This is a genomic window from Paenibacillus sepulcri (assembly GCF_042647105.1).
In the GTDB taxonomy this organism is placed as follows: domain Bacteria; phylum Bacillota; class Bacilli; order Paenibacillales; family Paenibacillaceae; genus Paenibacillus_Z; species Paenibacillus_Z sepulcri.
The window spans coordinates 4,177,340-4,197,084 of sequence record NZ_JBHRUP010000001.1; the positions used below are offsets into that span (position 1 = coordinate 4,177,340).

The following is a 19,745-nucleotide window of genomic DNA, read 5'->3' on the forward strand; positions in this document are numbered from 1 at the left end:
TAAATTTTTTTTGCTTCAATAATGAACGGCTGTTTACTATGGGTATTCGGGAGGAATTGCTGCATATGCAAAAAATCATCAAATGGCGCTGGATTCTATTAATAGTTTGGCTCGCGGCCACTGTGCTGCTGACGGTATTTCAACCGGATGTAAATGCAATTTTGCAGGAAAGAGGGCAGGATCCGCTTGCGGATAACAGTCCCTCCAAGATGGCGGCTTCGATTCTGAAGGATATGACGGGTGCGACGGGCACGAGCAATATTATCGTTTTTCATAACGAGAATAAACTATCCGACGAGGATATGAAGGGCATTGAGGCGGGTATTGCGAACCTGAAGGCCCACCAGAAGGAGCTTGGATTCGATGAGCTGCTGGACCCCTTCTCGCTCCCGGAGGCGAAGTCATCGCTGATCTCCGGGGACGGGACGACGCTGATGGCCAGCTTCAGCCTGAACAAGGACGGCCGCGGGGTGGATTTGATCCAGGAGCAGTTCGATGCGGTGCTGAAGGACGTGAAGGTCCCGTATTATTTGAGCGGGGAGGACTTTATCCAGAACGATTATATTAAAGCCTCTACATCCGGAGTGGAGAAAAGCGCCATTCTGACGGTTATTTTCATTCTGGCCGTTCTCATTATTATGTTTCGCTCCATTATTATTCCGTTTGTATCGCTGGCGGCGGTCGGTTTCTCCTATCTATGCTCCATGGGGATCGCCGCACAGGTCATTGATAAGTTGAATTTCCCCGTGACGAGCGTCACGCAGATGCTGCTTGTGCTCATTCTGTTCGGTATCGGAACGGATTACAATATTCTGCTGTTCAACCGGTTCAAGGAAGAGTTATCGCATGGCCGGACCATTGACGATGCCATTATCCACACGTACCGGACAGCAGGCAAAACGATTTTGTACAGCATTCTGACGGTGTTCATCGCTTTCGCGGCGCTGAGCTTCTCGAATTTTGGCATTTACAAGTCTGCGAATGTGGTCGCCATCGGCACGGTCATCCTGCTGCTGGAAATTGTCACGCTGACTCCATTCCTGATGAAGACGCTGGGCACCAAATTGTTCTGGCCGTCGAAGAACGTGGCCGCAGGCCACAAGGAAAGCAAGTTCTGGGCGGGTCTTACGGCTATCTCCGTCAAGCACCCGATTGTGGTCACTGCTGTTATTCTCATCGCGATGATCCCGGCGGTGATGTTCAGCTCGCAGAAGCTGTCCTTTGACCAGCTGGGTGAGCTTGGAGACGGCTATCCGTCGACCAAGGGCTTCAGCATTGTAGCCGAGCATTTCAGCAGAGGGCAGGCGCTGCCGACAACGGTCGTGATTAAGGACGACAATGCGCTGAATACGAACGAATCGCTTGGCGTCATTGACAAGCTGACCGACAGGCTCAAGGGCATCGAGGGGATCAAGCAGGTGTCCAGCATTACGCAGCCGCAGGGCGAGGCGGTCGATGATTTCTATATCAGCACCCAGACGGAAAGCGTGACAGAGGGTATTGCGGCGTCCAAGGATGGTGTCGATCAGATCCAGGGCGGCCTGCAGCAAATGAATGACGGGCTGCAGAGTCCCGATTTTGCCAACGTCCAGCAGTTGGTATCGGGTACCGGGGAAGTGCAGCAGGGTTACACGCAAATTACCGATGCGCTGAGCCAGGTATCCTCCGGCATCAGCCAGGGCGCGGATGGGGCGGGGGATCTCAAGAACGGGATTACCTCCTTGAAGGCCGGGCTGAAGACCGTCGCAGCGAACACCTCCAAGCTGTCCGGGGGGATGTCAGCACTGCAAACCGGTTATGCTTCTCTGGCAGACGGGTACAAGAAGCTGGAAGGACAGCTTCCCGGCATCCAGCAGGGACTTGGCGGAATGAACGGGCTGATCGGCAGCCTTGGAACCAAATACAGCGAGCTGAGCGGAGATCAGGATTATATTACGCTGAAGAAGACGGGAACCGATCTGGAGACAGGCATCGCCCAGCTTAGCGGCGGTCTTCAGGAGCTGAATAGAAATGTAGTGAAATTGAACACCTCCTTTGCCCAATCGGCGGGCGGGCTGAAGCAGATTGCTTCTGCGCATTCGCAGATGGTGACGGGGCTGTCGGCTCTGGAGAGCGGCGCGGGCAAGCTGACAACGGGTCTCCAGGCAGGCAGCTCGGGAAGCAAGGAAATCGCCGCTAATATGAAGAAGCTGAACGCGGCTCTCGCAAGCATCAAGGACGGTCAGCAGCAGCTCAATACGGGATTGTCCCAGCTCTCAGGGGGCATGACGCAGCTGAAGGACGGCCTCGGCCAAAGCGGCAGCGGTCTTGGCGATATCTCGGACGGCCTCGGCAAGACGGGCGAATTCCTGACGCAGCTGAAGTCGTCCAGGACATTCTTCATTCCGCGCGAGGCGCTGGAGAGCGCGGATTTCAATAAAGCGGTGGACAGCTTTATGTCCAAGGACCGTAAAACAACCAAGCTCATTGTCGTGCTGGACAATGATCCTTATTCTCCGGCAGCCATGGACACCATCGAGCAGATCAACAAGGAGCTGGCCGGGAGCCTGAGCGGAACGGCGCTTGCCGATGCCGAGTACGGGGCTGCCGGACCGAGCTCGACCACTTATGATACGAATAAGGTGCAGATCGAGAGCTTTAACGGCACAGCCATCATCGTCATCATCGGGGTGTTCCTCGTGCTGCTGCTGGTTATCCGCGCGATTCTGCCAACCATTTATATTATTTTGTCTCTGGTCGCTTCCTATTATGTTGCGATGACGGCCACCAATATTGTGACGCATTATATCATTGGCGCCGATGGCGTATCTTCCTTCGTCCCTTTCTTCTCCTTCATCATCATCATTGCGGTAGGTGTGGATTATAGCATCTTCCTGATGATGCGCTACAAGGAGGAGGGCGTGATGGAGCCAAGAGCGGCTATCGTGCAGGCAGCCAAGCATATTGGCGGAGTTATCATTTCGGCCATGGTGATTCTCGGCGGAACCTTCGCAACGCTCATTCCATCGGGGCTTGTCCTGCTGGTGGAGCTGGCCAGCGCCGTCATTGTCGGTCTGATCGTGCTCTGTTATATATTTCTCCCTATGCTTCTGCCCGCGTTGCTTGTCCTTCCGGATGCCAAAAGCAGGAAAAAGGCCGCAAGCGAAGCCAGTCCGCTGCATGCCGTAAGAGCGAAAACTGGAAATGGGTAGTATTGTCCCCTGCCCCCAGTTAGTGCTACAATAAGCAGCAACAGCATAAAAATCCACAGGATGTGTTGCTAAAACACGGCAGCTGTGGGAGAGGTTCTAGCAACACCCTCTATAAAAAACTAAGGAAACGGTACCTCCTTAGGTGCCGTTTTTTTATGCCGAAAATATTGATTCCCATCATATGCGATTCGAAGGAAGAAGCTGTATCGCTGGAAAAGACCGGCCGGGAAAGGAGTAGATGCGGTACTTAGCATCTCTATAAGCTTTTGCTCGGTAATGGCAGAATAGGAGAGGAAGATGATAATGAATGAGCAGAAAGCAGTTGTTGTTTTCAGCGGCGGGCAGGACAGCACGACCTGTCTGTATGACGCCATGAGGCGTTTCCGCGAGGTGGAGGTCGTGACCTTCAATTATGGGCAGCGCCACAAGCTTGAACTGGAAAGCGCAGCGCGTATTGCGTCTGATCTGGGCATCCGCCAGCATGTGCTGGACATGTCCTTGATCAATCAGCTGGCGCCGAATGCGCTGACAAGAGATGATATTGCCATTGACCAGAAGGAAGGAGAGCTTCCTTCGACCTTTGTGGACGGAAGGAATTTGCTGTTCCTGTCCTTCGCCGCGGTACTGGCCAAGCAGCAGGGTGCGCGCCATATTATAACCGGCGTCAGCCAGTCCGATTTCAGCGGTTATCCGGATTGCAGGGATGTGTTCATCAAATCGCTGAATGTGACCTTGAATCTCTCCATGAATTACGAATTCGTCATTGAAACGCCGCTCATGTGGCTGACCAAAGCGCAGACATGGCAGCTTGCGGATGACCTGGGCGTATTCGGGCAGGTGCGGAATCATACGTTAACCTGCTATAACGGCATCATCGCGGACGGCTGCGGAGAATGTCCGGCGTGCCTGCTGCGCGCCAATGGACTGCGGGAATATGAAGCGGCCAAAAGCGAGGGACGGCGCTTATGATTCAACAAATCTATCCGTCCACCCCGCATCCCTATCAGTACGAGCTTAACAAGGATATGCAGTTCGCCGCCGCCCATTATGTTCCGGGTCCGGGCGCAGGGCACTGCGGCAATATGCATGGCCATACGTATTTCGCCAATGTGACAATTGCCGGGAATGAGCTGGACGAGAACGGGTTTCTCGTCAACTTCTCGGATATCAAGAAGCTGATCCATGACCGTTTCGATCATTCTCTGCTCAATGAGCACACCGCGTTATTCAGCGATAAGGACCCAGACCGGTATCCGACTACGGAGATCGTCGCCCGTACGATGTTTGAGCTTATTCAGGAATTTCTGGACCGTATGCCGGCGAAGCCGCGCTGCGTGCAGATTTTTTTGCGGGAGACGCCGACCAGCTACGTGGTGTTCCGTCCAGCAGCGGGAGGTTCCTATGGCTCCTAGCAAATTCCCCGTCATTGAAATATTCGGTCCGACCGTACAGGGAGAGGGAATGGTCATCGGCCAGAAAACGATGTTCGTGCGCATGGCCGGCTGCGACTACCGGTGCTCATGGTGCGATTCCGCCTTTACCTGGGACGGCTCGGGCAAGGCGGAGATTCGTATGCTTAGCGCAGCGGAAATCGCCGCCGAGCTAGACAGCATCGCGGGCGACACCTACTCGCATGTAACGGTATCCGGAGGAAATCCGGCGCTGCTGCCCCATCTGAACGAGCTGATCGAGCTTCTGCACGGCAGCGGAATCGGAGTGGCGCTGGAGACCCAGGGAAGCATCTGGCAGGACTGGTTTCTGCATATTGACGAGCTGACGCTGTCGCCCAAACCTCCAAGCTCCGGCATGAAGACGGACTGGGACGTGCTGGATACGATTGTCGGCAAGCTCAGCGCTCAAGAGCGGAATTTCAGCTTGAAGGTCGTTGTGTTCGATGAAACGGATCTGCAGTATGCGATTTCCACCCATCAGCGTTACAACGGGGTGCCTTTCTATGTGCAGGCTGGCAACGAGGATGTGAAGGAGCAGGATACATCACTTCTGCTGCAGGCACTCCTGTCCAAGTATATGTGGCTGGTGGAGCAGGTTATGGCATCGGCGGAATTGACCAGGATTCGGGTGCTGCCGCAGCTGCATGCCTGGCTTTGGGGCAACAAGCGGGGGTTTTAACCAAGGGAGGGGAGAAATGAACGGATGACAAGAAGCAGCGAGGAATTGAAACGCGAGGGGATCAGCCTTCTTGGCAACCAGGGGACGCAGTATCCGTCCACCTATACGCCATCGATATTGGAGACCTTCGAGAACAAGCATCCCTACCGGGATTACAGGGTGAAATTCAACTGTCCGGAGTTCACGAGCCTGTGCCCGATAACGGGACAGCCTGACTTTGCAACCATCTATATCGCCTACATTCCCGATTTGAAAATGGTAGAGAGCAAGTCGCTCAAGCTGTACCTGTTCAGCTTCCGCAACCACGGCGATTTCCATGAGGATTGCATCAATATTATTATGAATGATCTCATCGAGCTGATGCAGCCGCGCTATATCGAGGTGTGGGGCAAATTCACGCCGCGGGGCGGAATTTCAATCGATCCTTACTGCAACTATGGCCGCCCGGGTACAAAATATGAAGGGATGGCGGAGCACCGCCTGCTTCAGCATGATCTGTATCCCGAGAAGGTGGACAACCGCTAGTAGCGCATTCTGGCTGCCTGTGGTCTGACTGCTGATATGCAGCGCAAGCAGCAGGATCGCGTGTTGTGAATCTTTCTTATCCGCAAACGTCAAACAGCCCGCATCATGTTATCGCGGGCTGTTTGTGATGCGCTTATGCGGCTGAAAATGATCTATGAAGCGTAATATAGCCGGTCAGCCAACCTGTAGGGGGAGCGATGAACCAGCATGATTCATGCATGACCCCCGCGAGATGCGGTCGCCAGCCGCACGGATGCCCGTGCAGACCAAAACCCCCGAAAGCAGCCGCTTAGGGGGTTTTGGTCTGCAACGTCCAGCAGCGGGAAGGTTACATATACTCCGTCATGCCTTTTTCCCTCAGCATATCGACAATCTCTTTGACGGACTGGGCTCTATCCTTGGGGCAGATCAGCAGGGCATCGCCCGTGTCCGCTATGATCAGTCCGTCGATCCCGATCGTTGTTATCAGCCGGCCATTGCCGTAAATAATGGAGTTGCGGGTATCGATGCCCAGGTAATTTGCCTTGACAATATTGCCATCGTCATCGGGAGGGAAGATGGCGCCCAGCGTATCCCAGCTGCCGATGTCATTCCAGCCGAAATTGCCTGATATCACAACCACGTCAGCGCTGCGCTCGAGGATGCCGTAATCGATTGAAATATTTTGCAGCGTTGGATAAATTTCATTGAGCAATGCCGTTAACTCTTCGCCGCCCGGATGATTGCGGAGCGGCAGCATGGACTTGAACAGCCGGGGCAGAAACCGTTGAAAATGATCGATGATAACCGATGTTTTCCAGATGAACATGCCGCTGTTCCACAAATAATTGCCGGAAGCGAGATAGGTCTGCGCTTTTTTGAAATTGGGCTTCTCCACAAATTCGCTGACCTCATGCACGGCGGCGGGAACGGTCATAAAAGGCTTGCTCTCGTAGCAGATATATCCGTACCCGGTGGAGGCGAAGGAAGGCTTGATGCCGATCGTGACGATCTTGTCTGTCTCCATGGCTACCGTGCAGGCTTCGTCCAGCGTCTGTCTGAACTGCGCATCATTGGTAATGTGATGATCGGACGGCAGGACAACCATGAGAGAATCGCCATGCTGCTTCTCCAGGAACAGGGCGGCATAGAGAATGCTCGCGGAGGTGTTTCGGGCAACGGGCTCAATGAGAATATTGCTCTTCAGCACACTGCTGTGCATAATGCTCTCCAATAATACCGACTGGGAGCGGTTCGTGACGATGACCGTATTTTCCTGAGGAATAATGCCCTTGAAGCGTTCAATGGTCTCATTCAGCATAATATCGTTGCCGCTGATGTTCAAAAATTGCTTGGGTGTCTCCTGTCTGGACAGCGGCCAGAATCTCGTGCCGCCTCCGCCTGCCAGTATCGTGACGAACTTATCCATAATGAGTCACCAGATGGGCGATCGAGTAGGAGATAATACTTTCTGAGCCCTGGTTAAGATTCAGGCCGCTCTCGTGAATGCCGTCATAGCAGCCTCCGGTTTGCGGGTCGATCAGGGAGACATTCAGAGAATTGTGACCGAGGTACCATTCATAGCACAAGGCCGCTTTTTTCGAATAGGAGGAATCCTCCAGGACCCCAGCCGCCTCCTTGCAGGCCAGCAGCATCTCGCAGGCTTCAATGGGCTGTTCGTCATAGGGAGCGGCTTCTCCCTCGCGGAGCTGCCAGCCGTGACTGCCGATTGGCTTAAAATGCCCTTCCGGCGAGAAGGTGCGGGAGGACAGGAAGTCCAGGCTCTCCTTGGCCGTCTGCTTGAAATCGGCTCTGCCGCTGATACGGGCGGCTTTGAGCAGAGACCAAGGCAGCATGGCATTGCCATAAGTCAGGCTGTCCTCGAACCAGTTCCAGCCGCCGCCTTTATTTTGCCGGAATTGGTCCTGCAGCCGCTCCGCCATTTCCTCAATAAGCTGGGCGATATCCGAGCTTGGCAGGAACGCCTTGGCTTCGCTGCTGTTCTCCGCATAAGGATAAGGAAAGGAATAGGCACAGGCGCGCGGGGTCTCCAGCAGGAAGCTGAGTCCCACCATGGCATAGGCGCCGGCGCGGGGCGATCCGAGGGTGTGCACATGCGGCAGCGCCTGGTTGATCATGTAGCGGCAGGTGTTTTGCAGATTATCCGGTACGCAGGAATGCGATAGCGTAAAGCCAAGCGCCCACAAGGTTCTTCCCTGACAGTCCTCCGATCCCCTGTCCTCCATGAAGAAGCGGTTATAATCCATGAAGTTGCGGAAGTTGCCGTCGGGATTCTGGGCGTGGTGGATGAAAGAAATATAGGTCTGGATCAAAGCCAGAGTCTGCGGATCCTTGTGTATGCTGTACATGAGAACAGCAGCAATCAGAGCTCTGGCATTGTCGTCCGTGGTGTAGCCTTTGGAGCGGTCAGGGACGCCGAATTTGGTATGCTGGAAGATGCCCGTATCGTCTGTCAATCTGTTCATATACTGGGATTGCACTTGCGGTACGGTCTGTATATTCATCAAATCACACTCCTGTTGGATAGGGTTGCGGCGCTGGAAATGCTTTCTTCGAACAGCGCGGCATAACGTTTGGCGATTTCGCTCCACATCATCGTTGTCCCCAATTCAAGGGTGCGGGCTTCCATTTCGGTAATCAGGTCGGGATTTCCCAACAGCTGAAGGATGCAATCCTCCAGGGAGGCGGAGTCGTGGAAGCCGGCCAGGAGCCCTCTTCCGCCTGCAAGCATCTCCATGGCATAGCGGTAAGGCGTGGAGACGATAACTCGTCCGTAACCGACTCCGTATGCCAATGTGCCGCTGACAGCCTGATCCTTCCCCAAATACGGCGTCATATAGATATCCGACATGACCAGGGACTGAATCACTTCCTCCTGTGTCAGCAATCTGTCTACGAACAGGACATTATTATTCAGCCCCAGCAATTCAACCAGTGCTGTCAGCTTCTGCCGGTATACTTCCCCGACTTCACGTTTCACCACGGGATGCGTCTTGCCCCAGATGATGTACAGGGATTCGGGATGCTTGGCGATTACACCCTGCATCGCTTCAATTCCATATTCAATCCCTTTCCCCGGACTGAGGAACCCGAAGGTAGAGAGAATTTTCCGGTCTGTGAATCCATACTGCGCTTTAAGCTCCAGTCTGGATTTCGTCTCGACATAAGGGACGCCATGATGAACAAAAGCGATCTTATCCTTATCGATGCCATATATCGTATGCAAATCATGTACGGTGGATTGGGCCATCGTGACGACCCTTACACTGGTTTCCGCGAGCTTTCTCATGATGAGGCGCTGTTTGCGGCTGGGCTCGGTGAGCACGGTATGAAAAACAACCAAATAGGGAATATTTAATCTCTCAACGAATGGGAGGAGGTATTCGCCGCTTTCCCCTCCGTATATGCCAAATTCATGCTGGATGACAAGCAGATTGGTATCGGAAAGGTTGAGGAGGTCGGCAGCCTCCAGATAATCCGGCAGGCTGTGCTGATCGACTTGATGAATGACTTGTTCGCCGTATGAATAAGACTCATTGTCGTTGACCGCAATGATGCGCGGACGGTTAAAGCCCTGGATTGCTGCGAATTGGTCCAGTAAGTCCTGTGTAAATGTGGCGATGCCGCATTCCCGCGGCAGGCTGGTGCCCAGAAACACCACATTTTTACTGTTGTTTTTGTTCATACGAGAGCCTCCCCTATTTTGTGATGCATTGAAATTGGAATAAAAAAAGAAAATAAAAAGGTTCTTTATTTTCTGAAAATGGCAGAGGTTATTTTGTTTAAATATTCGGAAAATTAAAGTGCCCATAGCTTTGGCCTATATTCAGAAGGGAAGAAAATCTTTTGCACCGAACCCGGTGATAGCCGTTTCTTCTTGAATAATTCTGAATATAAGGAAGTATAGGTTCCTTCATTATTTGCGCGAATATTTATTTAGCAAAGGGAGCAGGTGCTTCAATCGCTTCAACAAGCTGTAAAGCCGTCAAAGCAAGCCGTCTATTGCAAAATGAGCGCCGTAGAGTCAGTTTCCCTTCCTATAGCCTAACATGACCATTTTTTCTTGTCAAATTATTGACGGGCCTGTGCATTCCATATATATTGTTGTAGGAGGTGCTGGAATGCCAGCCATACGCAGCAATTTGAAGAGCGTCATGGAGAAACATGACCCTGATTTGTCGATTCGCAAGCTTGCCAAGGATGTTAATTATCACTTTGATTCCATTCGCCGGATGTACAAGGATGAAATGGTTCAGTATCCCCGTGATCTGCTGCTGAGGCTATGTACGTACTTCAATGTCCCGCCAGGGCAGCTTATCGTCATCGAGGATTATGATCAAGGTAATGATCTTAGATTTGACGGCGCTTCACATCAGGAGAAATTGAATGATCATTAACAAGATATGAATGATCACCGGGAGAATATGAATGATTATTAAAAAAACCAAGCCGGAAACCGCCAATCAGCTGTTAAAACAATTCTATGCCGCCCCGCGCGCCACAAAGGTCGAGAAGCTTATATTCTCGGGAGTCGGCGGGCGCGACGTGTATAATATTACAGCCCCGTTCCATTATGACGGGGAAGAAGTCATCATGGGCCGGGTCGAGGAGCGGGACAGCGAGTTCTCACAGGTTTTTTTCTTCACGCAGAGCGCGGATCATGTGTGGAGTCCAAGGGCACATACCCACACGTACAACTTGCAGGATCCCTGTGTGGCTCTCATCAAGAGTGAGCTGGTTTTCGGCGGCGTTGAATTGGTGACCGCTGCAGACAATCCGCGCCGGATTATCTCCTGGTGCACGCAATTTTACCGGGGCACCCATATCGATTCCCTCTGCCATTTCTCGTCCGGTCCGGCCAATATGAAGGATATCCGGCTGATTGAGCTGCTCGATGGACGTGTCGGCGTATTTACCAGACCTCAGGGAGCCAGAGGCGGAAGAGGGCAGATCGGCTTCACCATTATCGATTCTCTGGATGAGCTCAATGAGCAAACCTTCCACAATGCGGAGATTCTCCAGGATCAATTTGTCTCTGAGGAATGGGGAGGGGCGAATGAGGCCCATTTGCTCAAGAATGGTCTGGTAGGGGTGCTGGGGCATATTGCCTGTTTCGACGAGCAAAGCCATAAGCATTATTATTCCTGTGTGTTTGCCATGAATCCCCTTACCTTGGAGAAAACGCCTTTGAAGATTATTGCCGTAAGAGGCGATTTCCCCACTGGTCCGGGAAAACGTCCGGACCTGGAGGATGTAATCTTCAGCGGAGGGCTTGTAAGGCTGGGCAATGGCCGTGCCATGCTGTCCGTAGGCGTCAGCGATGCCGAAGCCTACCGGATCGAGATACCGGATCCCTTTGCCGAATACGAATAAGAGACCGGATGCCGACCGGTCTTGGATACATAAACCAGCAAAGAAGCGAGCCGCAACCCGGGAGCCCGGGGCGGGCTCGTTTTTGTGCTGTCGGGGTGTCATAATTTGGACAAGTAAAAGCATATTTTTCTCCATAAGCAGGACGTTTGCCGAGGACCAGGTGATATGATGTAGATAAAGGCAATTTGTTAGTGGAATCATACATACTTTGAGGAGGATGTTTATTATGAGCGAACAGAACAAAGGGAAGTCGCTGCGCTTTGACTGGGCTTATCATTATGTCACGGTACCGCTCGCGTTGATTGTATTCGTCTGGTCCATCGTTTATCTGGTGCAGGCTTTGGTTCAGGAGGATGGGCAAATCTCGCTCGCTCTATTGCTGTTCCTGTTCGCTCTCTGTCTGCTGTTTGTGGTCTCGCGGATCCGCCCGTATGCGACCAGGACGCAGGACCGGATCGTGCGCATGGAGGAGCAGTTCCGTCATTACCGTCTGACAGGACGGACGCTGGATGCCAGGATTAAGCTCGCCCAGATTATCGCGCTGCGCAATGCGGGTGATGATGAATTTCCAGCGCTGTGCGAACGGGCGGCATCTGAGGGTCTGAAGCCGGCTGATATACACGCGGCGATCAAGGATTGGCGCGCGGATACGATGAGAATATAAAACAGGCAAAGCCATAACAATGTCCGCATCGCTTATAAATGGCGTATTCTAGGCCTCCCTTTTCAGGAAGGCCTTTTAGATTATTTTCTGAAAATCTGCTAACAGACTCCTCTTGCTTTTTTATCAATTGAGTAGTAAAGTGATGATAACATTACGGATGGGGGGAATGCGAAATACGTAATCATACTTTAGGCTCTTTAATCTGGGTACGTCTAACGCGTTTTACGAACCAAAGCAATCAGATGTCGAATGAATTTTTAAAACGTTTTGATTTAACGACCGCCCAGTTTGATGTGCTTATGCAAATTCGCATTTTTCAGCCGCTTAGTCAGATGGAATTAGCCGAGAAAGTGACGGTTACGCAGGGCGGCATTTCGCGTATGCTCGTACGTCTTGAGAAAGAAGGCTACATTGTACGCAAGCATGACTGGAAAACGAAGACAATCAGCCTCACTATGAAAGCCGAGTCTATCCTTGAACAAGCTTTTCCCGAGCAATCTGCCTTCCAGTCGTCCTTTTTTGACGACGTGCTAAGCGAAGAAGAACAACAAACCCTGTATTCATTGATGACGCGTGTCCATAAGCACAGCCAAAAGAAAGAAATACCACCTGAGTAAATTTTTTTACCTTATCAATTGACTAGTCAAGTTATAATTATTTCCTTAAATGGAGAGGGAGAGAGCAGCATGGAAAAATTCCGTATTGATCCGGATAAAGGGATTGAATTCGGCTTATATTCGATTGGGGATCACCTGCCGAACCCGCATACAGGCTCAATGATCAGCGCAGAACAGCGCATTCAGGAATTTATCGAGGCCAGCAAGCTGGCTGATGAGGCCGGGCTTGATGTATTTTCTGTCGGTGAAAGTCACCAGACACATTTTACGACTCAGGCGCACACGGTGCTTCTGGGAGCGATTGCCCAAGCAACAAAAAGAATCAAAATTGCCAGCTCGGCAACGGTCTTGAGTACGTCCGATCCTGTCCGTGTTTATGAAGATTTCGCTACGCTTGATCTAATCTCAAAGGGCCGGGCTGAAATTGTCGCCGGACGGGGCTCAAGGGTAGGGGTATACAGCCTGCTTGGTTACGATGTGAAGGATTACGAAGAATTATTTGAAGAAAAAATGGAGCTTCTGTTGAAGTTGAATAACGAAGAAACCATAACATGGGAAGGCCAATTCCGTGCGCCTCTAGCAAATGCGCCTATTTTTCCGCAGCCTCAAAATGGCCATATCCCCATTTGGCGTGCGGTAGGCGGTACGACAGCCAGTGCGATCAAAGCGGGATACACAGGAGTGCCGATTATGCTGGCGCAGCTTGGCGGTCCTGCATCCCATTCGAAAACCATCATTGATGCTTATCGTGAGACAGCTGCGCAGAGCGGCTTTGATCCGGCAGCCTTGCCTGTCGCAACCACGACTTTATTCTATACAGCGGAAAATTCACAGGATGCGGTTCGTGAGTACTATCCGCATTTGAATTCCGGTATGGAAGCCCTGCGCGGGGTCGGCTATCCCAAGCAGCAATTCGCGCGGTCTACGGATTATCGCGATGTTTTACTGCTTGGCAGCCCGCAGCAAATTATCGAGAAGCTGCTCTATCAATATGAATTATATGGCCACCAGCGCATTATGGCGCAAATCGATTTCGGCGGCGTGCCTTTCGATAAAATTGCTAAAAATATTGAACTTATCGCTGCAGAAATCATGCCCGCCATTAAGAAGCATACAGCCAAAAAATAAGGGGTGTCCGAGATGAAGATAGTGGGAATTTCAGGCTCTATCGTAGGCTCTAAAACAAGAACGGCAATGGATTATGCGCTCCGTACAGCACGGGAAAAGCATGAGGATGCAGATATTACGCTGCTTGACCTTGCGGAGTACGATATCGTGTTCAGCGACGGCCGCGATTACCGGGAATATGAAGGCGACACGAAGCTTGTAACGGAAACCATCATGGCTGCGGATGCCATTATTATTGGAACACCCACGTTCCAAGCATCCATTCCGGCAACGCTTAAAAACATTTTTGATTTATTGCCGGTCAGCGCTTTTCGGGATAAAGTGGTAAGCATGCTTGTTACAGCCGGAACGGCGAAGCATTATTTGATGGCTGAACAACAATTAAAGCCAATCCTGGCGTATATGAAGGCGCATATTGTGCCCGCTTATGTATTTATCGAGGAGAAGGATTTCAACCGGAAGGAAATTGTAAATGATGATGTTCGCTTTCGATTGGAGCGTTTAGTGGAAGATACCGTATTGTATACCGATGCATTTGCAAAGGTCCGGGAAGCGAAAGATGCGGAATATGATTTTTAAATACCTGAATATTAAACCCACTTAATATTAAACACACAAAAACGCCAGAGGCAGCGGTCATGCACCGTCTGCTCCGGCGTTTTGTTTGCGTGCATTTCAAGCCTCGGGAATCATCCCTTGACGGCTCCGGCTACGACGCCTTTGACAATATATTTCTGCAGGAATATGAAGACGATGATGGATGGCAGCACGGCCATTACCATGGCGGTCATGGCATACTGCCAGTCGGACGTATACTGGCCGACGAAGGTATAGGCGGCCAGCGTCAATGTCTTGGTGGACGGCGAACCGTTAACCATGAGCAGCGGCAGCAGGAAATCGTTCCAGATCCACATTACGTCAATAATGATGATTGTCGTCGTCACCGATTTCAGCAGCGGGAAGATCACGAGAAAGAATAATCGCAAGCCCGATGCTCCGTCAATCGTGGCGCTCTCGTCGATTTCCTTGGGAATTCCTTTGACGAAGCCATGATAGATGAACAAGGCAAGCGGAGCTCCGAAGCCCCAATACAGGATGCCGAGTCCCCATGTGCTGTCGGAAAGATGAATCTTCCGGGCCAGCTGCAGGACGGTCAGCATAATGGACTGAAACGGAATGAGCATCGGCATAATACAGAGAAAATACACAATGCCGCTTAATCTTGATTTTGTCCGGGCCAGCTTGTAGGAGGCGACGGAAGCAAACAGAATAATTCCGGCCAATCCAATCACCGTAATGACCATATTGTTCAGAAATAACCGCGGGTAATTGATGAACTGCCACACGTAAGAGTAATTGTCGAACGCCAGATGCTTCGGCAGGGCAATGACATCGGTCATGACCTCGGAGAAGCTCTTCAGGGAGTTATTGATGGCCAGGAACAAGGGATAAAGGAACAAGAGGGACAGGATGATCATTCCGATCTCCAGCGTCCAGCGGCCGGCTTTGTTGGTTTTCATTTATGCCTCAACCTCCCTGCGTTTGAAAATTGCCAATTGGATAATCGTCACAATCAGGACCGCTACGAACAGGATCAGCGCTTTGGCCGTTCCATAGCCGTACAGATTGTTCTGGAAGGTATCCCGGTAAATATCGTATGCGATACTGTAGGTCGTGCCGCCCGGTCCTCCTCCGGTCAAGGAAAGAATGACGTCGAATACCTTAATGGAGTTGGTCAACGCCATGAACACGGAAATGGTAATGGATGGCGCGAGCAGGGGCAGCGTAATGCTGAAGAACCTGCGTACGGGACCCGCCCCGTCGACGGTCGCGGCCTCCTTGAGATCGTCCGGTACGGACTGCAGCCCGGCAATATAGATAACCAGATAGAAGCCGATGGACTGCCAGATGGACACGAACAGGACGGAGATGAAGGCAAGCCCGGGCTCCCCGAGCCAGCTGAGATTGAAGATGCCCCAGCCTGTACTTGCGCCCAGCGATTCAAAGCCCTGCATGAAAATAAATTTCCATATGAAGCCGACAATAACCAGACTCAGGATATAGGGCACGAAGAAAGCGGCTCTGAGCCAGGAGGTGCTTCTCAGCTTCATGTCCAGCAGAACGGCGAGCAGAATCGCCAGCACATTCACCAGAATAATGTACAGGACCGCATATTTTACCGTGAACCAGGCGGCGCTGGTAAAGTTGGAATCCCCCATGAAGATTTGTTTGAAGTTGTCCAAGCCGATAAACGTCGGATGCTTGGAAATTCCGTTCCATTTGGTCAGGGAATAACGAATCGTCATGGCAAACGGAATATAGAATGCAACTGCGATGCATATAAGCACCGGAACTGTGAATATCCCGAATTCCAGCCTCTGGGACCACTTTTTCCCTAATCTCATTTTTTCTGATTTCATCCTTGTGCACCTCTTTTTTATACTGCTGTTCTATGTGGAAGGGGCGCTTGCCCTTGGCCTACCCGGGAACTGCGAATGAGCTATAATAATTATAAACAGCTGGTCTTGGGCAAAAGAATGGATTTAAGAAAACAGTTAGGGGTAAAAAGGTGAACTGTACTCCGCCAAAGGGGATTGCTATATGGGTAGTATTGCAAGAAAAATGGCTTATTCCATAAGCATGCTGTTCGACAAGATTTCACGAAGGCTGGTGAATAAGCTGATCCTGCTGTTTACCTCCATCATTATCCTTGTCGTGGTGTCGCTTACGGTCATTTCGTATCAGATGCTCCAGCGGGAATCCATTAAGAGCAGCATCGAGAGTACCTCCAACAACCTGATGCTCGTCAATCAGAATCTGGAGGATTACCTGGCCGGGATCGAGCAGCTGTCCCTGCCCCAAATCCGCTATGATGAAATAAACGGGGCGATTGTGAACGAAGCCCATGATTATGCCTCCAAGATGTATTTGGAGGATTATTTGAGAAGCTTGTATTATTCCCGCAATGATCTGGAAGCGATCTACCTGTATTTGATCGACCAGCATAAGTATTATTCCATCTCGCGGGAAAACTATAACATTATGGTCCGTGTGGGCGAGGATGCCGCTATTCCCGATCAGTCATGGTACAAGCAGGCTGTGGCAAGTCAGAAGAATGAGGCTTTTCAATCGCTTGCTCTGCCTGAAACACAAACAGGCTATGCCGTAAATCGGGAAACCAGCTTCATGGCGTATCACCGGGTGCTGCGGTCGATTGCCACGCGGCAGCCCCAGGCGGTGCTTTCCTTTTATTTCAAATCCACCGGAATGGATGAAATTATGAAGGATATTCCGTTTAATGAGGGCGAGCATCTGATGTTTCTGGACCCGGATAACCATGCCTTCCATGTGGATAATCCCGCCTTTTATCAAGAGGTGCAGCGCTCGAGCTGGCTGGGCCGGGTCGGGGAGAGCAAGGCGGGCCAGCTGACATGGTCGGACGGAGACAGACGTTATCTGGTTGTTTATAATGTGGGCGAGCAGCAAAATTGGAAGCTGATAAAACCGATACCCTATGAGGAGATCTATGCCGCTGCGACAACCACGCGTAATCTGGGTTACGGGATCGGTCTGCTTTTTTTGCTGGTATCGATCATTCTGGTCACGTTTCTCTCCAATGCCATCACCAAGCCGCTCAAGAAGCTGTCCCGCCAGATGAGCCTGTTCAGCAGCGGCAGCTTCGATGTGGAGGCCCAGGTGAAGGGGAGGGACGAAATTGCTTTCCTCACCCGGCATTTCAACGAAATGGTGAAGAATACCAACGATCTGATCAATGAACGGTACAAAATGAAGCTGGTGGAGAAGAACGCCATACTCAAGGCGCTGGAAGCGGAAATCAACCCGCATTTTCTCTATAATGCGCTGCAGGCGATCTCAACCAAAGCGCTGAAAAGCAGCGAATTCGAGATTGCCGATATGGTGGATGCGCTCGCTTTGACCCTGCGGTACTGCATCAGCGGCAAGGATATCGTCTATGCGAGGGAAGAGCTGAAGCATATCGAACGTTATCTGGTTCTGCAGAAGGCGAGATTCGGCAGCAGACTTCATGTCGAGATCCGGTGGGATCAATCCTTGATGGAGCTGCAAATTCCGAAACTCTCCATCCAGACGCTGGTGGAGAACTCGATCAAGCATGCGGTTGAGCGGGTTTCGGGGACCGTGACTATCATCATCCAGGCGGAGCTGACACCGACCCAGACCATTATTTCCGTGATGGATAATGGTCCGGGTATTCCGCCCGGGCGGCTGAAGCAGGTGCTGGGGTCATTCCAGAGCAGCTGGGAGGAGAGGGAGAACGACAATATCGGCCTTACTAATTTGAATACCCGCTTGAAGCTGCTGTATGGGGAAACGGCAGGTCTGGAGATCAGGACGAATAAAACCGGAACGGAAATGAGAATGGTAATAGAGGGAGGTGGCGGCAGCCGTGTACAGGGTGTTGATTATTGACGATGAGGAGCCGCTGCGCGAGGCTATCCGCATTTTGGGGGACTGGAAGAATCTTGGGGTCGAAGAAATACTGGAGGCCACGAATGGGAAGGACGGGCTTGCTCTCTTGGAGCAGCACCGGATTGACCTGGTTATGGTGGATATGAAAATGCCGGAAATGGACGGAGTCCGTTTTCTGCAAATTATTGAACGGGATTACCCGGATTTATTCGCCATTGTCATCAGCGGCTATAATGATTTTGAATATACGAGGCAGGCGATCCACGCCAAGGTCGTCGATTATTTGCTGAAGCCGGTTAACCGGGCGGACTTGAATGAAGCGCTTGGCAAGGCGATAGGCGTGCTTGCGGCCAAGCGGAAAACGCAGAGCGAATTTATTACGAAGAACATTACACTCAACATGTCGCTGCCCAAGCTGAAGGAGAAGATCTATCTCTCGATCATCGAACGCAGCTTCAAGAAGCATACGAATGAAGCCTTCCTGCCTCTGATCGGAGCGGATGATGCCGGCGGCCGGTTCGGGGCGGTTGTACTGCGGATTCTGAATCTGGAGCAAATCCTGGCAGGAAGATTCAATGGCGATATCGGGCTGCTTCATTTTGCCGTGGCCAATGTCATTGGCGATATGGCGGGCGATTCCGTGCAGTGCTTCAGCTTCGCAAGCCCCAAGCATGAGCGGGAAATGATCGCCGTCTATACGATGAAGGGCGGTTATCCGGAGGATGCCAGCTTCCGCAGCGCCCATCTGGCGAAGAAAACGGCAGCGGCGCTGCAGCAGCTGTTCGGCATGAGCGTGGCTGCAGCCATCGGCCCGGATGGCAGCGATGTGATGCATATCGCAGATTCATACGAATCCGCCAAGGCATCCATCAATGGAGTTGATCTTCTAAAGCTGAATGGGACCGTTGTAGCGGGAGCGGCAGGCAAAACGGGGGGCGGCGAGAGCCATTCCATTATGAGCCGCATGCCTCTTATCCGGGGTGCGCTGGATGCGGGGAATTTCAACCATGCCCGCAATATGCTGAGCGACTTTACGAAGCAGATGCAGGCTTCCGGCGGGTTCACCTTAGGCGAGGCGGATCGCATCCTGCATGAATTCGTCCTGCTGTTGAGCGATCTGGCGCTGGAGCGGGGAGCTGCTGCCAAACGCCGTCAGCCCGAAGGAGAGAATCCGCTCAGAAGCGCCGGAATCGGGACGGATTTCGTTAATTTCAGCGAGTATGAAGCGGTGCTGAACCGAATTTTGTCCTATTACAGCGATGACATCCGCCATTCCATAGCCGCCGACCGGCCATTCGATATTGCCGAGATCAAGGCGTACATCGACCATTTTTATTTTGAGGATATCAAGATCTCGATGTTTACGGAGAAGTATTTCTTAAGCCGGGAATATCTGATGAAGCTGTTCAAGCAGCAGTTCGGATACGGCATTCATGAATATGTGCAGAAGATCAGAATGGATAAAGCCAAGGAGCTGCTGAGTGATCCGGGCCTGAAAATCCAGGAGATTTCCGAGATGCTGGGCTATAAGGACAAAAATTATTTCAGCAAGGCCTTCCGGAATTATTATCAATTTTCCCCGTCGGAGTATCGTTCGAACGAAGAAGCGGATAAAAAGTAAACAGCGGCAGGACTCCACTTTTTTACCCTCAATTCATCACTTATCTG

Annotated in this window: 18 protein-coding genes and 1 riboswitch; of the genes, 13 read left to right on the plus strand and 5 right to left on the minus strand. The window is 51.6% G+C overall.

Going from position 1 to position 19,745, the window contains the following annotated elements; genetic code table 11:
- The first annotated feature begins 65 nt into the window (after positions 1 to 65).
- The 5 genes from ACFOLF_RS18475 (at position 66) to queF (ending at position 5,846) form a co-directional block, all read left to right on the plus strand.
- Entirely contained in the window at positions 66 to 3,191 is a 3,126-nt protein-coding gene (locus ACFOLF_RS18475; protein ID WP_210039210.1) for an MMPL family transporter, read from the plus strand.
- An 84-nt stretch (positions 3,192 to 3,275) separates the two neighbouring features.
- A riboswitch (PreQ1 riboswitch) is annotated at positions 3,276 to 3,320 on the plus strand.
- A 168-nt stretch (positions 3,321 to 3,488) separates the two neighbouring features.
- Complete coding sequence (gene queC, locus ACFOLF_RS18480; protein ID WP_210039209.1) at positions 3,489 to 4,160, plus strand: 7-cyano-7-deazaguanine synthase QueC; 672 nt, start codon at positions 3,489 to 3,491, stop codon at positions 4,158 to 4,160.
- Positions 4,157 to 4,603: a 6-pyruvoyl trahydropterin synthase family protein gene (locus tag ACFOLF_RS18485; protein ID WP_210039208.1), complete on the plus strand. Its 447-nt coding sequence runs from the start codon at positions 4,157 to 4,159 to the stop codon at positions 4,601 to 4,603. Before queC ends, ACFOLF_RS18485 begins: the two co-directional genes overlap by 4 nt.
- Positions 4,593 to 5,321 carry a 7-carboxy-7-deazaguanine synthase QueE gene (gene queE, locus ACFOLF_RS18490; protein ID WP_210039207.1) on the plus strand — a complete coding sequence of 243 codons (729 nt, stop codon included), beginning with the start codon at positions 4,593 to 4,595 and terminating at the stop codon, positions 5,319 to 5,321. The genes ACFOLF_RS18485 and queE overlap by 11 nt, the downstream gene beginning before the upstream one ends.
- A gap of 24 nt (positions 5,322 to 5,345) precedes the next feature.
- Positions 5,346 to 5,846: a preQ(1) synthase gene (gene queF / locus ACFOLF_RS18495; RefSeq protein ID WP_210039206.1), complete on the plus strand. Its 501-nt coding sequence runs from the start codon at positions 5,346 to 5,348 to the stop codon at positions 5,844 to 5,846.
- Positions 5,847 to 6,174: 328 nt separating this feature from the next.
- Here queF and ACFOLF_RS18500 read toward each other — a convergent pair whose 3' ends face one another.
- Genes ACFOLF_RS18500 through ACFOLF_RS18510 form a run of 3 tightly spaced genes read right to left on the minus strand, consistent with a single transcriptional unit; the run spans position 6,175 to position 9,531 of the window.
- Positions 6,175 to 7,254 (minus strand): mannose-1-phosphate guanylyltransferase, encoded by a 1,080-nt coding sequence (locus ACFOLF_RS18500; RefSeq protein ID WP_210039205.1) that lies wholly within the window; start codon positions 7,252 to 7,254, stop codon positions 6,175 to 6,177.
- On the minus strand, positions 7,247 to 8,350 hold the full coding sequence (locus ACFOLF_RS18505; protein WP_210039204.1) for a glycosyltransferase: 1,104 nt from the start codon (positions 8,348 to 8,350) through the stop codon (positions 7,247 to 7,249). Before ACFOLF_RS18505 ends, ACFOLF_RS18500 begins: the two co-directional genes overlap by 8 nt.
- Positions 8,350 to 9,531 carry a glycosyltransferase family 4 protein gene (locus tag ACFOLF_RS18510; RefSeq protein WP_210039203.1) on the minus strand — a complete coding sequence of 394 codons (1,182 nt, stop codon included), beginning with the start codon at positions 9,529 to 9,531 and terminating at the stop codon, positions 8,350 to 8,352. The genes ACFOLF_RS18505 and ACFOLF_RS18510 overlap by 1 nt, the downstream gene beginning before the upstream one ends.
- A 436-nt stretch (positions 9,532 to 9,967) precedes the next feature.
- Between ACFOLF_RS18510 and ACFOLF_RS18515 the strand changes: the two genes are divergently transcribed.
- The 6 genes from ACFOLF_RS18515 (at position 9,968) to ACFOLF_RS18540 (ending at position 14,207) form a co-directional block, all read left to right on the plus strand.
- On the plus strand, positions 9,968 to 10,243 hold the full coding sequence (locus tag ACFOLF_RS18515; protein ID WP_210039202.1) for a helix-turn-helix domain-containing protein: 276 nt from the start codon (positions 9,968 to 9,970) through the stop codon (positions 10,241 to 10,243).
- Positions 10,244 to 10,274: 31 nt separating this feature from the next.
- Entirely contained in the window at positions 10,275 to 11,219 is a 945-nt protein-coding gene (locus ACFOLF_RS18520; RefSeq protein ID WP_210039201.1) for a DUF1861 family protein, read from the plus strand.
- Positions 11,220 to 11,445: 226 nt separating this feature from the next.
- The gene (locus ACFOLF_RS18525; RefSeq protein WP_210039200.1) at positions 11,446 to 11,883 is read left to right on the plus strand and encodes a DUF6526 family protein; all 438 of its coding nucleotides are present in this window, start codon (positions 11,446 to 11,448) and stop codon (positions 11,881 to 11,883) included.
- Positions 11,884 to 12,056: 173 nt separating this feature from the next.
- The gene (locus tag ACFOLF_RS18530) at positions 12,057 to 12,500 is read left to right on the plus strand and encodes a MarR family winged helix-turn-helix transcriptional regulator (RefSeq protein WP_210039304.1); all 444 of its coding nucleotides are present in this window, start codon (positions 12,057 to 12,059) and stop codon (positions 12,498 to 12,500) included.
- A 69-nt stretch (positions 12,501 to 12,569) separates the two neighbouring features.
- The gene (locus tag ACFOLF_RS18535) at positions 12,570 to 13,628 is read left to right on the plus strand and encodes an LLM class flavin-dependent oxidoreductase (RefSeq protein ID WP_210039199.1); all 1,059 of its coding nucleotides are present in this window, start codon (positions 12,570 to 12,572) and stop codon (positions 13,626 to 13,628) included.
- A gap of 12 nt (positions 13,629 to 13,640) precedes the next feature.
- Positions 13,641 to 14,207 (plus strand): NADPH-dependent FMN reductase, encoded by a 567-nt coding sequence (locus ACFOLF_RS18540; RefSeq protein WP_210039198.1) that lies wholly within the window; start codon positions 13,641 to 13,643, stop codon positions 14,205 to 14,207.
- Between the two features lie 110 nt (positions 14,208 to 14,317).
- Here the strand turns inward: ACFOLF_RS18540 and ACFOLF_RS18545 are convergent, their stop codons facing one another.
- On the minus strand, positions 14,318 to 15,148 hold the full coding sequence (locus ACFOLF_RS18545; protein ID WP_210039197.1) for a carbohydrate ABC transporter permease: 831 nt from the start codon (positions 15,146 to 15,148) through the stop codon (positions 14,318 to 14,320).
- Positions 15,149 to 16,048 (minus strand): carbohydrate ABC transporter permease, encoded by a 900-nt coding sequence (locus ACFOLF_RS18550; protein WP_379114410.1) that lies wholly within the window; start codon positions 16,046 to 16,048, stop codon positions 15,149 to 15,151. It lies immediately after the preceding gene.
- Between the two features lie 181 nt (positions 16,049 to 16,229).
- On the opposite strand from ACFOLF_RS18550, the gene ACFOLF_RS18555 reads away from it, so the two are divergent.
- Positions 16,230 to 18,077: a sensor histidine kinase gene (locus ACFOLF_RS18555; protein ID WP_210039196.1), complete on the plus strand. Its 1,848-nt coding sequence runs from the start codon at positions 16,230 to 16,232 to the stop codon at positions 18,075 to 18,077.
- On the plus strand, positions 18,055 to 19,698 hold the full coding sequence (locus tag ACFOLF_RS18560) for a response regulator transcription factor (RefSeq protein ID WP_210039195.1): 1,644 nt from the start codon (positions 18,055 to 18,057) through the stop codon (positions 19,696 to 19,698). The genes ACFOLF_RS18555 and ACFOLF_RS18560 overlap by 23 nt, the downstream gene beginning before the upstream one ends.
- The last annotated feature ends 47 nt before the right edge of the window (positions 19,699 to 19,745 follow it).

What these genes read in the sequence shown, in the direction of transcription:
- ACFOLF_RS18475 (WP_210039210.1), top strand. Translation starts at nt 66, where the DNA reads ATGCAAAAAATCATCAAATGGCGCTGGATTCTATTAATAGTTTGGCTC.
- queC (WP_210039209.1), top strand. Translation starts at nt 3,489, where the DNA reads ATGATAATGAATGAGCAGAAAGCAGTTGTTGTTTTCAGCGGCGGGCAG.
- ACFOLF_RS18485 (WP_210039208.1), top strand. Translation starts at nt 4,157, where the DNA reads ATGATTCAACAAATCTATCCGTCCACCCCGCATCCCTATCAGTACGAG.
- queE (WP_210039207.1), top strand. Translation starts at nt 4,593, where the DNA reads ATGGCTCCTAGCAAATTCCCCGTCATTGAAATATTCGGTCCGACCGTA.
- queF (WP_210039206.1), top strand. Translation starts at nt 5,346, where the DNA reads ATGACAAGAAGCAGCGAGGAATTGAAACGCGAGGGGATCAGCCTTCTT.
- ACFOLF_RS18500 (WP_210039205.1), bottom strand. Translation starts at nt 7,254, where the DNA reads ATGGATAAGTTCGTCACGATACTGGCAGGCGGAGGCGGCACGAGATTC.
- ACFOLF_RS18505 (WP_210039204.1), bottom strand. Translation starts at nt 8,350, where the DNA reads ATGAATATACAGACCGTACCGCAAGTGCAATCCCAGTATATGAACAGA.
- ACFOLF_RS18510 (WP_210039203.1), bottom strand. Translation starts at nt 9,531, where the DNA reads ATGAACAAAAACAACAGTAAAAATGTGGTGTTTCTGGGCACCAGCCTG.
- ACFOLF_RS18515 (WP_210039202.1), top strand. Translation starts at nt 9,968, where the DNA reads ATGCCAGCCATACGCAGCAATTTGAAGAGCGTCATGGAGAAACATGAC.
- ACFOLF_RS18520 (WP_210039201.1), top strand. Translation starts at nt 10,275, where the DNA reads ATGATTATTAAAAAAACCAAGCCGGAAACCGCCAATCAGCTGTTAAAA.
- ACFOLF_RS18525 (WP_210039200.1), top strand. Translation starts at nt 11,446, where the DNA reads ATGAGCGAACAGAACAAAGGGAAGTCGCTGCGCTTTGACTGGGCTTAT.
- ACFOLF_RS18535 (WP_210039199.1), top strand. Translation starts at nt 12,570, where the DNA reads ATGGAAAAATTCCGTATTGATCCGGATAAAGGGATTGAATTCGGCTTA.
- ACFOLF_RS18540 (WP_210039198.1), top strand. Translation starts at nt 13,641, where the DNA reads ATGAAGATAGTGGGAATTTCAGGCTCTATCGTAGGCTCTAAAACAAGA.
- ACFOLF_RS18545 (WP_210039197.1), bottom strand. Translation starts at nt 15,148, where the DNA reads ATGAAAACCAACAAAGCCGGCCGCTGGACGCTGGAGATCGGAATGATC.
- ACFOLF_RS18550 (WP_379114410.1), bottom strand. Translation starts at nt 16,048, where the DNA reads ATGAAATCAGAAAAAATGAGATTAGGGAAAAAGTGGTCCCAGAGGCTG.
- ACFOLF_RS18555 (WP_210039196.1), top strand. Translation starts at nt 16,230, where the DNA reads ATGGGTAGTATTGCAAGAAAAATGGCTTATTCCATAAGCATGCTGTTC.